The sequence below is a fragment of the Micromonospora sp. CPCC 206061 genome (genome assembly GCF_036906915.1).
In the GTDB taxonomy this organism is placed as follows: Bacteria; Actinomycetota; Actinomycetes; order Mycobacteriales; family Micromonosporaceae; genus Phytohabitans.
The window spans coordinates 28,011-43,034 of record NZ_JBAKHX010000073.1 but is presented as its reverse complement, the minus strand read 5'-3'; the positions used below and the strand labels follow the sequence as shown (position 1 = coordinate 43,034).

The following is a 15,024-nucleotide window of genomic DNA, read 5'->3' as shown; positions in this document are numbered from 1 at the left end:
GGGGGGGGGGGGGGGGGGGGGGGGGGGGGGGGGGGGGGGGGGGGGGGGGGGGGGGGGGGGGGTGCCCGCGTTGCGGGGGTGCTCGGCGGGGTGCGGGAGGCCGTGTGTGATCGGGTGGAGGCACGGATGGGTGACTAGCGTCACATCGAATTTGGCTGAACCCCAGGTCAGGCGCGTCGTGGTCGGAAAAAGTTTGGCGGCCATGCCACGATGGTCACGATGCGTCTACCCACTTTGCGCCGGACCCGGAGCGCAGAACCGGGCACTGTAACCGGCACCGCGCGCCTCGACCGTCGGACCAAGCGTCTGGCGGGCCGGTTGCGCCCGGGCGACGTCGCGGTTATCGACCACGTCGACCTCGATCGGGTCGCAGCCGACTCGCTCGTGGCGGTCGGGGTCTCCGCGGTGCTGAACGCGAAGCCGTCCGTCTCCGGGCGGTATCCGAACCTTGGCCCCGAGGTGTTGATCCAGGCTGGCATCCCGCTGGTCGACGACCTGGGCGAGGGTATCTTCCAGACATTGCGCGAGGGCGACAACGTCCGCGTCGAGGGCGACAAGGTCTTCGTCGGCGGGGAGCCGGTAGCGCACGGGGTGCGGCAGGATGCCGAGTCGGTCGCCAAGGCGATGGCCGACGCGCGTGAGGGCCTGTCGGTGCAGTTGGAGGCGTTCGCCGCCAACACGATGGAATACCTCAAGCAGGAGCGTGACCTGCTGCTCGACGGTGTCGGGGTGCCCGACATCGACACGCACATCGGCGGGCGGCATTGCCTGATCGTGGTGCGCGGCTACGACTACAAGGCCGATCTGGAGGTTCTGCGGCCGTACATCCGGGAGTTCAAGCCGGTGCTGATCGGCGTCGACGGTGGCGCGGACGCGCTGGTCGAGGCCGGCTACACACCCGACTTGATCATCGGTGACATGGATTCGGTCACCGACGACGTGCTGCGCTGCGGTGCCGAGGTGGTCGTGCACGCCTACCCGGACGGGCGCGCGCCAGGCCTGGCTCGGGTGCAGCAGCTTGGCCTGGCGGCGATCACGTTCCCGGCGGCGGCGACCAGCGAAGACCTGGCGATGCTGCTGGCCGACGAGAAGGGCGCCTCGCTGATCGTGGCGGTGGGCACGCACGCGACGCTGGTGGAGTTCCTGGACAAGGGGCGCGGCGGCATGGCGTCGACGTTCCTGACCCGGCTCAAGGTGGGCGGCAAGCTGGTCGACGCCAAGGGCGTGAGCCGGCTGTACCGGCAGAGCATCTCCGGGTCGTCGCTGCTGCTGCTGGTGCTGTCGGCGGTGGCTGCCATGACATCGGCGGTGGCAGTGTCCACCGTGGGCAAGGCCTACCTCGCTGTGGTCTCGGAGTGGTGGGACAATCTGGTCTTCCAACTCGGCCAGCTTTTCTGACGGGGCGATACGTGTGATCAATTTCCGGTACCACGTGGTGTCGCTGACCGCCGTGTTCCTCGCTTTGGCGATCGGGCTGGTGGTGGGCACCGCGGCGCTGAACGGCCCGGTCGCCGACTCGTTGAAGGATCGGGTCAACGCCCTCGGCAAGGACAACCGCCAGCTGCGCGAGCAGGTCAGCAGCCTCCAGGAGGAGGCGAACCGGGAAGAGGACTTCGCCACCGAGAGCGCCCCGTACATGCTGGCCGGCAAGCTGGCCGGCCGCCGCATCCTGCTGCTGACGATGCCGAGCGGCCGGGATCAGGTCGACGGGGTCAAGAAGATGCTGGAGATGGCCGGCGCGACCATCACCGGCCGGGTGGACGTGCAGGACAAGCTGGTCAACCCGGACAACAGCGTGGAGCTGCTCGACCTGGCCGACCAGGCGTCCCAGCCCACCATCCCGACCACCGGCCTGCCGGCCAACAGCGACGGCATCGAGACCTCCAGCGCGCTGCTGGCGACGGCGCTGCTCGACCGGCCGGCCGCCGGGGTGCCGGTCTCGGCCGCCGACCTGAAGGCGCTGCTGGCCGCGTACTCGTCGGCCGGGTACATCAGCGTCGAGGACGACAAGGTCACCGGTCCGGCCGAGGCTGTCGTGATCGTCTCCGGGCAGCCCTACACCGACAGCGAGTCGGTCAAGAAGGACGAGGCCGTGGTGACGGTCGCGGACCAGTTCGACAAGGTGGGCCCGCTGGTGGTGGCCGGCAACGGCGCCACCGACGGCAACCTGGTCGCCGGCGTTCGGGGTGACCCCGCGCTGTCCAAGACGATCTCCACAGTCGACAACAGCAACACCACGCAGGGCCAGGTCGTCACGGTCCTCGCCGTGGTCGAGCAGCTCACCGAGGGCAAGGCCGGCCAGTACGGGCTCGGCGCCGGCAACACCTCGATGATGCCGAAGCAGACTCGATGAGCGAGCCCGCGAGCTCATCCTCGGGCAGCAACGCGAGGCGGCTTTTGAGTTTTGCGCTGGGTACGGCGGTCGGGCGGGCGGTGCTGCGGCGCGCCGGGTCGCCGGAGCTGCTGCGCCGCACCAACTTCCGTGGCCGCGAGGTCACTCTCGCCGGCGGGCCGGCCCTGGCCGCGGGCGCGTCGGTCGGTGCCGCCGCCGGGGCACCGACCCCGGCAGCTGCCGCGGCGGCGCTCACCGCGGGCCTTGGCGCCGGCGCGGTCGGCCTGTACGACGATGTTGTCGGCGCCCGGCCGGAGCAGAAGGCCGCTAAGGGGCTCAAAGGCCACCTGGCGGCGCTGCGCGAAGGGCGCGTCACGAGCGGCCTGGTGAAGGTCGCCGGCGTGGGCGCCGCCGGCCTCGCGGCGTCCGCGCTGCTCGCGGCCGACCCCGGCCGGCGGCGCGCGAGCCGCACGGGGCTCGTCGCGGACGTGCTGCTCGGAGCGGGCGTCATCGCGGGTACCGCCAACCTGCTCAACCTCTTCGACCTGCGCCCCGGGCGGGCGATCAAGGCCGGTGCCCTGCTCGGCGCGCCGCTGATGCCCGGGCGCGCCGGAGGGCTGGCCGCCGGCCCGCTCGGTGCCGCGGCCGGCGTGCTGCCCGACGATCTTGGTGAGCGGGCGATGCTCGGCGACTGCGGCGCCAACGCGTACGGGGCACTGCTGGGTGTGGCGATCGCCGCGCGCACCGGCCCGGCCGGGCGGGCGGCGGTGCTGGCGGGTCTGGTCGCGCTGACCGCCGCCAGCGAAAAGGTCTCCTTCACCCAGGTCATCCAGAGCACTCCCGGCCTGCGCGAACTGGATGCGCTCGGCCGGCGTCCCTGACGTGCCCGCCACCGGCCGGATCGCCGGTGCCGCTGCGCTGATCGCGGTCCTGACGGTGGCGAGCCGGCTCGCCGGGTTCGCGCGTACGGGCGTGTTCACCTGGGTGGTCGGCAACACCGACCTGGGTGACATCTATCTCGCGGCGAACACCGTCCCCAACATCATCTTCGAGATCGTGGCCGGTGGGGCGCTGGCCAGTCTGGTAGTACCACTGCTGGCTGGCAGTGTCGAACAGGGTGACCGGGCCGCGGTCTCGGCCACGACGTCGGCGCTGTTGACCTGGACCGTGAGCCTGCTCGTGCCGCTCGCGGCGCTGGTGGCGCTGCTGGCCGGACCGGTCGTGACGCTGCTGGATCCGGGCGGTAGCCCGGAACAGCTGGCGGCGGGGGAGAGGATGCTGCGGGTCTTCGCGCCGCAGCTGCCGCTGTACGGCATCGGGATCGTGCTGACCGGGGTGCTGCAGGCGCACCGGCGGTTCGCGTGGCCGGTGATCGCGCCGCTGCTGTCGAGCGTGACGGTGATCGGCGCGTACCTGCTGTTCGGTGCGGTCGAGGGGCGGCGCGCGGGGGTGGCGCGGGTCGGCCTCGCAGGCGAGATGATCCTGGCCGTGGGCACCACGCTGGGTGTCGTCGTGCTGTCGCTGTGCCTGGTGATCCCGGTGCGCGCGCTGGGGTTGCGGCCGCGGCTGACCTACCGGTTCCCGGCGCAGGCGCGCCGCGACGTCGGCGGCATGGCGCTCGCCGGCGCGGTCACGGTCGGTGCGCAGCAGGTGGCGGTACTGGTGGCGCTGCGGCTTTCGTCCGGCGGGCCGGACGGCACGTACGTCGAGTACAACCTCGCGCAGACGATCTACCTGCTGCCGTGGGCGGTCCTCGCCGTGCCGCTGGCCACGGCGGCGTACCCGGCGCTGGCGGCCGCCCGCGACGACCGCGAGCGGTACCGCGAGACCCTGGCTCCGGCCGCACGCGGCATCCTGCTGCTGTCCTGCCTGGGTGCCGCCGCGCTGGTCGCGGTCGCCGGGCCGGTGGCGCGGTTCTTCGAGGTGCCGGCCGCCGAGCAGGGCATCGTCGGGTTCGCGCCCGGTTTGCTGGGGTACGGGATGTTCGCGGTGCTGACCCGGGCGCTGTACGCGCGCGGCGAGCCCGGACCGGCGGCAGCGGCCACCGCCGCCGGCTGGGGGTGCGCCGTGCTCGCCGCGATCGGGCTGGCCGCCGGGCTCGCCGACGAACGGCGGGTGCTCGCGCTCACGCTGGGTAACTCCATTGGCATGGTGGTACTGGGTGCGCTGCTGGTCGCGGTACTGGTGCGGCGGGCCGGGCGGGCGGCGCTGGCGGGCCTTTCGCAGGCGGCGCTGGTCGGTGTCCTGGCCGGTGGTGCCGCGGCGGCCGCGGGGTGGCTGGTCACCCGGGCGACCGGTACCCCGACCGACGGCGGCGCGGTCCTTCAGGGCATGCTGTCCGGAGCCGTCGTGGCCGCCGTTTTCGTCGGTGTCGCGTACCCGCTTGACCGGCACGACGTGCGGCCCATGATGAGAGCGGCGCGTAACGCGGGAAGGAGATCATGAGCGCCTTCACTGGTGATGTCGCCTTGGTCCTTGCTTCCAGCACCGGCGGGGTCGGGCAGCACGTGTCGTCGCTGACCCGGGGACTCCTGGCCGGCGGCGCCACCGTGACCGTGTGCGGCCCCGCCGACACCGACGAGCGGTTCGGGTTCGCGAAGGCGGGTGCCCGGTTCGAAGCCGTGGAGATCCCGCCCAACCCCCGCCTCACCGACGCGCGCGCCGTCGGCGACCTGCGCCGCGCCATCGGCACCGTCGACGTCGTGCACGCCCACGGCCTGCGCGCCGGGTTCGTGGCCGCGCTCTGCCGGCCCCGGCCGCCGCTGGTGGTCACCTGGCACAACGCGGTGCTCGCAGCCGGGCTGCGCGGCGCCGCGTCCCGCCTGGTCGAACGCGTCGTCGCCCGCACCGCCCAGATCTCCCTCGGCGCCTCCGACGACCTGGTGTCCCGCGCCGCCGACGTCGGCGCCCGCGACGCCCGGCTGTGCCCGGTCGCGGCGCCGGCACTGCCGCCGCCCCGGCGCAGCCGCGCCGCGGTGCGTGCCGAGTTCGCCGTCGAGCCCGAGCGGCCCCTCGTGCTGTCCGTCGGGCGGCTGCACCCGCAGAAGCGGTACGACATCCTCATCGACGCCGCCGCCCGGTGGCGCGAGCTGCGCCCCGCCCCGCTCGTGGTGATCGCCGGCACCGGGCCCGCGTACATGTCGCTGGCCCAGAGCATCTCCGCCGCCCGCGCACCGGTCACCCTGCTCGGCCACCGCAACGACGTGTCCGACCTGCTCGCCGGCGCCGACCTGGCGGTCGTCACCAGCGACTGGGAGGCACGCCAGCTGTTCGCGCAGGAGGCGCTGGAGGCTGGGGTACCGCTGGTCGCCACCGCTGTCGGCGGGGTGCCCGGGCTGGTCAAGGACGCGGCGCGGCTCGTGCCGCCCGGCGACGTCGACGCGGTCGACGCGGCCGTGCGCGAGCTGCTCGCCGACCCCGCGCTGCGGGCGGAGTACGCGCGGCGCGGACCGGTCCAGGCGGCCACCTGGCCGAACGAGGCCGACACCGTCGCCGCCGTGCAGGCGGTGTACGCCGAGGTCGTGGCGGCCCAGCCGCGATGAGGTTCTTGTTCTGTTCGGTGGCGCTGCTGCTGGTCTTGTTGAGCGGTGGCCCGGCCGCGGCGGCGCCCGCTCCGCGTCCAGCGCCCGTCGACTACGTGATCGTGGCGGGAGTCGCCGGGCTGCGCTGGGAAGACGTCGACCCGCGGGTCACGCCGACGCTGTGGGCGATGGCCGAACGCGGCTCGATCGGTTCGCTGTCGGTGCGCTCGGCGCAGCAGCCCACCTGCCCGCTGGACGGCTGGGTCACGCTCGGTGCTGGCAACCGCGCAGCCTGGATCACCAGCACCCCGTCCCGTACGCCCCCGCCGATCTGCGCCCGCCGCGACGTCACCGTCGAACGCCCCGACGGCATCGGCGCGTACCTGCCCGAGGTGCGGCAGGTCGTCCGGTACAACCAGGAGCAGTTGCCGTACGGGACGGTGCCCGGGGCGCTCGCTGAGTCGGTGCGCTGCACGGTCGCGATCGGCACCGGCGCCGCCGTCGCCGCCGCGCGGCCGTTCGGGCGGGTCGACCGCTACGAGCCGGGGCTGCCCGACAACGCCTCCCAGGCCCAGAAGCTGTTCGCCGACTGCCGGCTCGGCATCGTCGATCTTGGCACCGTCGCCGCCCAGGACGCCGCTATGCGGGAGGCGGAGGCGCGGCGGGCCGACGCGGCGCTGGCCGCGGTACTCGCCGCCCGTCCCAACGACTCCCTCGTCATCGTCGCCGGGCTGTCCGACACCGACCGCGTCAACCGCCTGCACGTCGCGATCGCCGACGGCCCCGGCTGGGAGGGCGGCTGGCTCACCTCAGCCAGCACCGGCCGTGACGGGTACCTGCAACTGGTCGACCTGGCACCCACCGCCCTGGCCGCGCTCGGCCGCGAACCGCCCGAACGGGTCTTCGGCGGCCAGCCCGCCCGCACCGTGCCCGGCCGCCCCGCCGAACTCGACGTCGCCGTCACCCAGCCCGCCGACGCCGACCGAGAAGCCGGTGCCCAACGCGACGTCGCCACCTGGTTCTTCGGCCTGCTCGCCGTCCTGCAACTGCTGCTCGCGATCCTGGTCGTACCGCTGCTGCGCCGCGCCCGCGGCCACGTCGGCCCGCACGGCCCCACACCGGCGCCGCGCAAGCTGGTCGCCGCCGTCGAGGTGCTGCTGGTCGCCGCCGCGCTGGCCATCCCGGCGGCAATGGTCGCGGACGCGGTGCCGTGGTGGCGCTCCGACCACGCCGGCCTGCTGTTCGCCGCGGTCACGCTGGCGGTACTGGCGGCGGGCACCGCCGCGGTGCGTTTCAGTCCCCGGTACCGGGCCACGCTGGGCCCGCTCGCCATGGTGGCGGCTGTCGCCGCGATCGTGGTCGGCGCCGACGTGCTCACCGGCGCCCGCCTCCAGCTCAACGGCGTCGCCGGCTACTCGGCGCTGACCGGCAGCCGGTACGCGGGGCTGGGCCGGGTCGGGCTCGGCGTGTTCCTGGCCGGCACCCTGCTGATCTCCGGCTGCCTGGCGCAGCGGGTACGCCGGGCGTGGCGGCCGGTGGTGTTCGGCATCGTCGGCGGGGCCGGCGTGCTGCTGGTCGGCAGCCCGTACCTGGGCGCCGACGCGGTCGGGGCGATCGCGCTCACCGCCGGCGTGTGCATCGCGGCGGCGATCAGCACCGGCGGTTGGCTGACGTTCGCCCGGCTGGCCTGGGCGACCCTGGCTGGCGTCGCGGTGACGGCCGGGTTCGCGTTGTTCGACCTGTCTCGCCCCGACGCCGAACGCGACCGCCTCGGGCGCTTCATCACGGCCCTCGGCGACGGCACCGGCGGCCGCGCCGTCCAACGAGCCGCCGCCTCCAGCGTGGGAGGGCTCGACGACAGCCCGCTGACCATCCTGGCGGTGGTGGGCGTGGTGCTGGTGTGGTTCGCGCTGCTGCGGCCGTGGGGCGGGCTCAAGCGGCTCCTCGGCCTGTACCCGGCCATCCGGGCCGCGATGGTGGGCATCACGACGGCGGCGATGATCGGGGGAGTGCTGGGCGGGTCCGGGCTGGACGTGGCTGGCGCGGTGGCCGCGTTGACGGTGCCGATGGCGGCACTGGCCGCGCTGCGTGTACTGGACCACGCGTCGGACCGCACCCTTCCCCCGCTGGACCCCGACCAACTCCCGTCCCCGCCGCCCACGGCCGCGCCCACCACGCCGCCTCGAGCACCGGCCGCGCTATCCCCGGACCCAGCCGCACCATCCCCCGGACCCGCGACGTCCTCTCCTGGGCCTGCCGTGCCGCCTCCGGGGGCTGCCGCGCCGTTTGCTGGGGCTGCGATGTCGTCTCCGGGACCTGCGGCGTCGTCCCCGGAGCGCGCCGTGCCTTCTCCTGGGCCTGCTGCGGCATCCGCTGCGGCGGATCCGGCGCTCACCGCGAAGGTGGACCCCGCTCCGGCTAAGCCTGACCCCACGGCGTCAGAGCCCACGCCCGCCGCGTAGCGTCCCGCGCCGTGCGCGCGTCCCGCGCCGTGCGCGCGTCCCGCGCCTCCTGCACCGTCGATCAAGGGCAAATGCACGTGGTTCGATCTCTTTTCCACGTGCATTTGCCCTTGATCGACGGACTTCTCCTTGATCGATGACGTTGCGGCGGGCGTAGCGGCGCTCTGTCAGGACGGCGGCGGCGTGCGGCCCGGACGGCCCGCCCCTTCGGCGCCCTTCGTACCGCGCTGGCCGCGGCTTGCGGCCGAGTTGGCGTGGGGCAAGCCAGCCACGTGCTGGCCGGGCCGAGGCGCACGCCGCGCGAAGCCGGCGCCGCGTGTGCCGGCCCGGCCAGCACGGGCCGTCGATCAAGGAGATCCGCGTTGATCAAGGGCAAACGCACGCGGAAGAGAGATCGAACCACGTGCATTTGCCCTTGATCAACGGGAGAGGGGTGCGGCGGCCGCGCGAGGGCGGCCGGCCCGCGACCGCCGCCCCGCAGGGCGGCGGTGGGGGGCGTCTCCGTGCGCTGGGCTGGGATGGTGTTACTGTGGAATCCCGTGGATCGCGCGATCATTTGGCCGCCGGTCGGCATCACTAGACGGACGACCACGGGAGCAGACGTTGGCCCCTTCAGCACGGACGACCAGGCACATTTTCGTCACTGGGGGCGTCGCCTCCTCGCTGGGTAAGGGCCTCACCGCCTCCAGCCTCGGCAACCTTCTGACAGCGCGTGGCCTGCGGGTCGTGATGCAGAAGCTCGACCCTTATCTGAATGTCGACCCCGGCACGATGAACCCGTTCCAGCACGGTGAGGTGTTCGTCACCGACGATGGTGCGGAGACGGATCTCGACGTCGGGCACTACGAGCGGTTCCTGGACCGGGATCTGTCCGGTGCCGCCAACGTCACCACCGGCCAGATCTACTCGGCGGTGATCGCCAAGGAACGGCGCGGTGAGTACCTGGGGGACACCGTCCAGGTGATCCCGCACATCACCAACGAGATCAAGGCTCGCATCCGGGCGATGGCCTCGCCTGACGAAGACGGGCGCACGCCCGACGTGGTGATCACCGAGGTGGGTGGCACGGTCGGTGACATCGAGTCGTTGCCGTTCCTGGAGGCGATCCGGCAGGTGCGCCACGAGATCGGCCGCGACAACTGCTTCTACCTGCATGTGTCGCTGGTGCCGTACCTGGCGCCGTCGGGGGAGCTGAAGACCAAGCCGACCCAGCACTCGGTGGCGCAGTTGCGCAACATCGGTATCCAGCCGGACGCGATCGTCTGCCGGTCAGACCGGGAGATTCCAGACAAGCTGAAGCACAAGCTGTCGCTGTACTGCGATGTGGACCGGGAGGCTGTCATCGCCGCCCCGGACGCGCCGAGCATCTACGACATCCCGAAGGTGCTGCACCGGGAGGGCCTGGACGCGTACGTGGTGCGGCGGCTCAATCTGTCGTTCCGGGACGTGGACTGGGCCAGCTGGGACGACCTGCTGGAGCGGGTGCACCGGCCGCACCACACGATCACCGTCGCGCTGGTCGGCAAGTACGTGGACCTGCCGGACGCGTACCTGTCGGTGAGTGAGGCGATCCGCGCCGCCGGGTTCAGCCACCGGGCGCGGGTCGAGCTGCGCTGGGTGCCCAGCGACGAGTGCGTCAGCGCCTCCGGCGCCGCCGCCGCGCTGGCCGGGGTCGACGGCATCGTCATACCGGGCGGGTTCGGCGTGCGGGGCATCGAGGGCAAGATCGGGGCCAGCCGGTACGCCCGCGAGAACGGCATCCCGATTCTCGGCCTGTGCCTGGGTCTGCAGTGCATGACGATCGAGGTGGCCCGGCACCTGGCCGGGTTGGAGGGCGCCAACTCGACGGAGTTCGACGAGGGCGCCGCGCACCCGGTGATCGCCACCATGGCCGACCAGGAGGACATCGTGGCCGGCAAGGGTGACCTGGGTGGCACGATGCGGTTGGGGGCGTACCCGGCGCAGCTGGCCGACGGTTCGCTGGTCGCCAAGGCGTACGGCATGGACGCGGTCAGCGAGCGGCACCGGCACCGGTACGAGGTCAACAACGCGTACCGCGAGGGGCTGACCCGTGCGGGTCTGCGCATCTCGGGCACCTCGCCGGACGGCCGGCTGGTGGAGTTCATCGAGCTGGACCCCGAGCTGCACCCGTTCTTCGTGGCGACCCAGGCGCATCCGGAGCTCAAGAGCCGGCCGACCCGGCCGCACCCGCTGTTCCACGCGTTCGTGGGTGCCGCGGTGACGTACTCGCAGGCCGATCAGCTGCCGGTGGAGATCGTGCCGCCGGCGGAGGCGCCGTCAGCGGCACGGCAGCAGCGCAACACGCGCGGCTCGGCTGCCACGAAGCCCGCCAAAGCGGCGACCTCGTCGTGAGTGAAGGGTCTGAGGGACACCAAGCGCACGAGTACGGGGTCGTCGCCCGGCATGAGCGCTTCAATGGCGCGATGTTCGAGGTCGTGACCGACGAGGTGACCATGCCGGGCGGCGGGGTGGCCGCGCGCGACTACCTGCGGCACGTCGGGGCGGTCGGCGTCGTCGCGGTCGACGAGCGTGACCAGGTGGTGCTGGTGCGCCAGTACCGTCACCCGCTGGGCCGGCGGCTGTGGGAGCTGCCCGCCGGCCTGATGGACGTCGACGGGGAGGACCTGCCGGCGGCGGCGCTACGCGAGCTGGCGGAGGAGGCAGACCTGAACGCGGGCCGGATCGACCTGCTGATCGACCTGCACACGTCGCCGGGCTGCTCCAACGAGGTGATCCGGCTGTTCCTGGCGCGCGACCTGTCACCGGTACCCGATGGGGAGCGCCACGAGCGGCACGATGAGGAGGCCGGTCTGGAGGTCGCGTGGTACGACCTGGACGAGGCCGTGGCCCGTGTCTTCGCCGGTCAGATCACCAACGCGGCGGCGGTCGGCGGCGTTCTCGCCGCCGCCCGCGCGCGAGACGCCAACTGGACGACGCTGCGCCCCGCGAACACCCCGCTGGTGCGCTGAAGACGCGCCGGGGCCAAGGCACGCGATCGTGCCTTGGCCCCGGAAGGCGGGTCCGTCAGGAGTCGCGCAGCGGGCGGCCCTGGCCGTCGACGCCACCGTTGACCAGGATCAGGATGCCGTCGATGAAACCCCAGATGCCGCCGAGGCCGCAGGTGACGATGGTGACGACCAGCTGGAGCACGCCGGTCTTCGTGTCACCCATGTAGAACCGGCCGACGCCGAAGCCGCCGAGGAAGATGCCGAGAAGGCCCGCGACGAGCTTGCTCTTGTCCGAGACGCCGCCCGGCGGGTACTGCTGGTACTGAGGATTGGTCATGAGGCGCCACCATAGTGATCAGACCAGGCGGTGCCGGGCACAGTGTCCACGATGTGAGACACTGTGCATAAGGTTGACACTTCGTTAGCCGGCTCGCCTACCGGCTGTCATCGTGCCGCCTGACCAAGGTGTCGGCCGGAGCTACGCTGCCGGCGCGGACGCTGGGCGTGATCGCGGGGCAACGGGGCCGCCGCGGCGCCGTCCGGGAAAGGGGTGTCGGCAACGTGAAGGTTGGAATCCCGCGCGAGGTCAAAAACCACGAGTACCGGGTGGCGATCACCCCCGCGGGCGTCAACGAGTTCGTACGCGGCGGCCACGAGGTGTACGTCGAGTCCGGCGCCGGTCTCGGCTCCTCGATCACCGACGCCGAGTTCGCCGTGGCGGGCGCGCACATCCTGCCCAGCGCCGACGACGTGTGGGGCGCCGCCGACTTGGTGCTGAAGGTGAAGGAGCCGATCGCCGAGGAGCATCATCGGATGCGCGCCGGGCAGGTGCTGTTCACCTACCTGCACCTGGCCGCGTCGAAGGCGTGCACCGACGCGCTGCTGGACCGCGGGGTCACCGGGATCGCGTACGAGACGGTGGAGGCCGCCGATCGGACGCTGCCGCTGCTGGCGCCGATGTCCGAGGTGGCCGGCCGGCTCGCCCCGCAGGTCGGCGCGTACCACCTGATGCGCTCCGGTGGTGGCCGCGGCGTGCTGATGGGCGGCGTCTCCGGCGTGTACGCGGCGAAGGTGGTCGTCATCGGTGCCGGCGTGTCCGGCATGAACGCCGCCGCGATCGCGCTGGGCATGCAGGCCGAGGTGTTGCTGCTCGACCGCAATATCAACAAGCTGCGCTCGGCGGACGCCATCTACCAGGGTCACCTGCAGACCGTTGCCTCCAACGCATACGAGGTGGAGCGCGCGGTGCTCGACGCCGACATGGTGATCGGCGCGGTGCTGGTGCCCGGCGCGAAGGCGCCGACGCTGGTCTCCAACGAACTGGTCTCCCGCATGAAGCGCGGCAGTGTGCTCGTCGACATCTCCATCGACCAGGGTGGCTGCTTCGAGGACTCGCGGCCGACCACGCACGCCGACCCGGTGTACAAGGTGCACGACTCGGTCTTCTACTGCGTGGCCAACATGCCCGGCGCGGTGCCGCACACCAGCACGTACGCGTTGACCAACGTCACCCTCCCGTACGCTCTCGAACTGGCCAACCACGGCTGGCGCGAGGCGCTGCGGCGCGACTCCGTGCTGGCCAAGGGCCTGAACACGCACGACGGGCACGTCACCTACGGCCCGGTCGCCGAGGCGCACGGTATGGCCAGCACGGCGCTGGAGGAGGTAATCGGTGAGCGCGAGCAGTGAGGGAGCGCAGCGACCGAGCCCCGCAGTCGCGAACGAAGAGGTGACAGCATAGCGACGGGTATAGAGCGGGCCGTTTCTACGTACCTGGACCATTTGACTGTCGAACGTGGCCTGTCGGCGAACACGCTCGCGTCGTACCGGCGCGACCTCGACCGGTACACGATGACACTGGCGGCGGACGGCGTCACCGACCTGCGGACGGTGGCGCCCGCGCACATCACAGCGCATGTCGCCGCGCTGCGCGCCGGCGACGCCGAGCATCAGCCGCTGTCGGCTGCGTCGGCGGCGCGGGCGGCCAGCGCGGTCCGCGGCCTGCACCGGTTCGCGGTGCGCGAGGGCCTGGTCGAGGCCGACGCCAGCCGCGACGTGCGCCCGCCGGTGCCGCCGCGCCGGCTGCCCAAGGCCCTGGATGTGTCCGAGGTGGAGCGACTGCTCGCGGCCGTCGACGGTGGCGACGCGCTCGGCTTGCGCGACCGGGCGCTGCTGGAGTTCCTGTACGGCACTGGGGCGCGTATCTCCGAGGCGGTCGGCGCCGCGATCGACGACCTGGACCGCGAGGAGGGCACCGCGCTGCTGCGCGGCAAGGGCGGAAAAACCCGCCTGGTACCGGTTGGCGGCTACGCCTGCGAGGCGCTGGACGCCTATCTGGTGCGCGCCCGGCCGGAACTTGTCAAGAAGAGCACACCGGTCGTGTTCCTCAACGCGCGCGGCGGTCCACTGTCGAGGCAGAGCGCCTGGACGATCCTGCACCGCGCGGCTCAGCGTGCCGGCCTGCCGGTAGATGGGCCCAGAGCCGTGTCGCCGCATACGTTGCGTCACTCGTACGCTACGCATTTGCTTGATGGCGGGGCCGATGTGCGGGTGGTGCAAGAGCTGCTGGGTCACGCGTCCGTGACCACGACACAGGTCTACACGTTGGTTACTGTGGAGCGGCTGCGCGAGGTCTATGTGACGGCGCATCCCCGGGCACTCTCTTAAGGCCGTCCGTCGGAGTGTCGCCCGGGCCGAGACCAGGACCGTAGCGTACAGTCGGGCAACGACCCGGGCTCCGTGTGGCGGCAGCAGCGGTCCGGTCGGGTCCGACGCGGAGCGGTCGTCGGGAGGGGGCGCAGCAGGCCATGGCTGGTAACGGTGAGAGGGTCGAGTCGTGGACCTCCACCCTGCGCGCGGAACAGCACGCGATGGACCTGGGTGCCGACCTCGGCCCCGCGGATCCCACGGCGTACACCATGCGGCGACCCATCCCCGAGCCGATGCCCACCGACCGGCACGGTCCGGCCCGCATCATCGCCCTGGCCAATCAGAAGGGCGGCGTCGGCAAGACCACCAGCACGATCAACCTGGGCGCGGCGCTCGCCGAGTACGGCCGGCGCGTGTTGCTCGTCGACTTCGACCCCCAGGGCGCGCTCTCCGTCGGGCTCGGCGTCAACCCGCACAATCTGGACCTCTCGGTCTATAACCTGCTGATGCAGGACGACGTTATGGCCGAAGACGTCCTCATCAAGACCGACGTCGCCGGCCTGCACCTGCTGCCGGCCAACATCGACCTGTCGGCCGCCGAGATCCAGCTCGTCAACGAGGTCGCCCGCGAGATGGCCCTGGCGCGCGTGCTACGCAGCGTGCGCAAGGAGTACGACTACATCCTCATCGACTGCCAGCCCTCGCTCGGCCTGCTGGCCATCAACGCGCTCACCGTCGCGCACGGCGTGCTGATCCCGCTGGAGTGCGAGTTCTTCAGCCTGCGCGGCGTGGCGCTGCTGCTGGACACCATCGACAAGGTGCGCGAGCGGCTCAACTTCGACCTCGAGCTCGAGGGCATCCTCGCCACCATGTACGACAGTCGCACCACACACTGCCGGCAGGTGTTGCAGCGGGTCGTCGAAGCGTTCGGCGACAAGGTGTACCAGACCGTCATCACCAAGACGGTCAAGTTCCCCGAGTCCACAGTGGCCGGTGCACCGATCACCACCCTCGACCCCGCGTCTTCCGGTGCGCGCAATTACCGGCAGCTGGCCCGCGAGGTGATCGCCGCCCAGTCCGAGCGGTAACCG

The 15,024-nt window shown here is 72.3% G+C and carries 12 protein-coding genes; 11 read left to right on the top strand and 1 reads right to left on the bottom strand.

Annotated elements, in window-relative coordinates; translation table 11 throughout:
• Window positions 1–219: 219 nt before the first annotated feature.
• The 8 genes from steA (at window position 220) to V6V89_RS32780 (ending at window position 11,305) form a co-directional block, all read left to right on the top strand.
• Window positions 220–1,398, top strand: coding sequence for a putative cytokinetic ring protein SteA (steA, locus tag V6V89_RS32815; RefSeq protein WP_334623425.1), 1,179 nt, complete (start codon window positions 220–222; stop codon window positions 1,396–1,398).
• Window positions 1,399–1,411: 13 nt separating this feature from the next.
• On the top strand, window positions 1,412–2,353 hold the full coding sequence (locus tag V6V89_RS32810) for a copper transporter (RefSeq protein ID WP_334623424.1): 942 nt from the start codon (window positions 1,412–1,414) through the stop codon (window positions 2,351–2,353).
• Complete coding sequence (locus V6V89_RS32805; protein ID WP_334623423.1) at window positions 2,350–3,213, top strand: hypothetical protein; 864 nt, start codon at window positions 2,350–2,352, stop codon at window positions 3,211–3,213. Before V6V89_RS32810 ends, V6V89_RS32805 begins: the two co-directional genes overlap by 4 nt.
• Window position 3,214: 1 nt before the next feature.
• Complete coding sequence (gene murJ / locus V6V89_RS32800) at window positions 3,215–4,777, top strand: murein biosynthesis integral membrane protein MurJ (RefSeq protein ID WP_442935266.1); 1,563 nt, start codon at window positions 3,215–3,217, stop codon at window positions 4,775–4,777.
• A complete protein-coding gene (locus tag V6V89_RS32795; RefSeq protein WP_334623421.1) occupies window positions 4,774–5,874 on the top strand; it encodes a glycosyltransferase family 4 protein in 1,101 nt (366 codons plus the stop codon). The genes murJ and V6V89_RS32795 overlap by 4 nt, the downstream gene beginning before the upstream one ends.
• Entirely contained in the window at window positions 5,871–8,315 is a 2,445-nt protein-coding gene (locus V6V89_RS32790) for a hypothetical protein (RefSeq protein ID WP_334623420.1), read from the top strand. Before V6V89_RS32795 ends, V6V89_RS32790 begins: the two co-directional genes overlap by 4 nt.
• 603 nt (window positions 8,316–8,918) lie before the next feature.
• Window positions 8,919–10,688, top strand: coding sequence for a CTP synthase (locus V6V89_RS32785; protein ID WP_334623419.1), 1,770 nt, complete (start codon window positions 8,919–8,921; stop codon window positions 10,686–10,688).
• Window positions 10,689–10,759: 71 nt separating this feature from the next.
• On the top strand, window positions 10,760–11,305 hold the full coding sequence (locus V6V89_RS32780) for an NUDIX hydrolase (protein WP_334623428.1): 546 nt from the start codon (window positions 10,760–10,762) through the stop codon (window positions 11,303–11,305).
• A gap of 55 nt (window positions 11,306–11,360) precedes the next feature.
• On the opposite strand, the gene V6V89_RS32775 is transcribed toward V6V89_RS32780, so the two are convergent.
• Complete coding sequence (locus V6V89_RS32775) at window positions 11,361–11,621, bottom strand: TM2 domain-containing protein (RefSeq protein WP_334623418.1); 261 nt, start codon at window positions 11,619–11,621, stop codon at window positions 11,361–11,363.
• A gap of 224 nt (window positions 11,622–11,845) precedes the next feature.
• Here V6V89_RS32775 and ald point away from each other — a divergent pair, with 224 nt between their 5' ends.
• The 3 genes from ald (at window position 11,846) to V6V89_RS32760 (ending at window position 15,021) form a co-directional block, all read left to right on the top strand.
• Window positions 11,846–12,973, top strand: coding sequence for an alanine dehydrogenase (gene ald, locus V6V89_RS32770; protein WP_334623417.1), 1,128 nt, complete (start codon window positions 11,846–11,848; stop codon window positions 12,971–12,973).
• Between the two features lie 48 nt (window positions 12,974–13,021).
• Window positions 13,022–13,951: a site-specific tyrosine recombinase XerD gene (locus V6V89_RS32765; RefSeq protein WP_334623427.1), complete on the top strand. Its 930-nt coding sequence runs from the start codon at window positions 13,022–13,024 to the stop codon at window positions 13,949–13,951.
• A gap of 140 nt (window positions 13,952–14,091) precedes the next feature.
• Window positions 14,092–15,021: a ParA family protein gene (locus V6V89_RS32760; protein WP_281904552.1), complete on the top strand. Its 930-nt coding sequence runs from the start codon at window positions 14,092–14,094 to the stop codon at window positions 15,019–15,021.
• Window positions 15,022–15,024 lie beyond the last annotated feature (3 nt).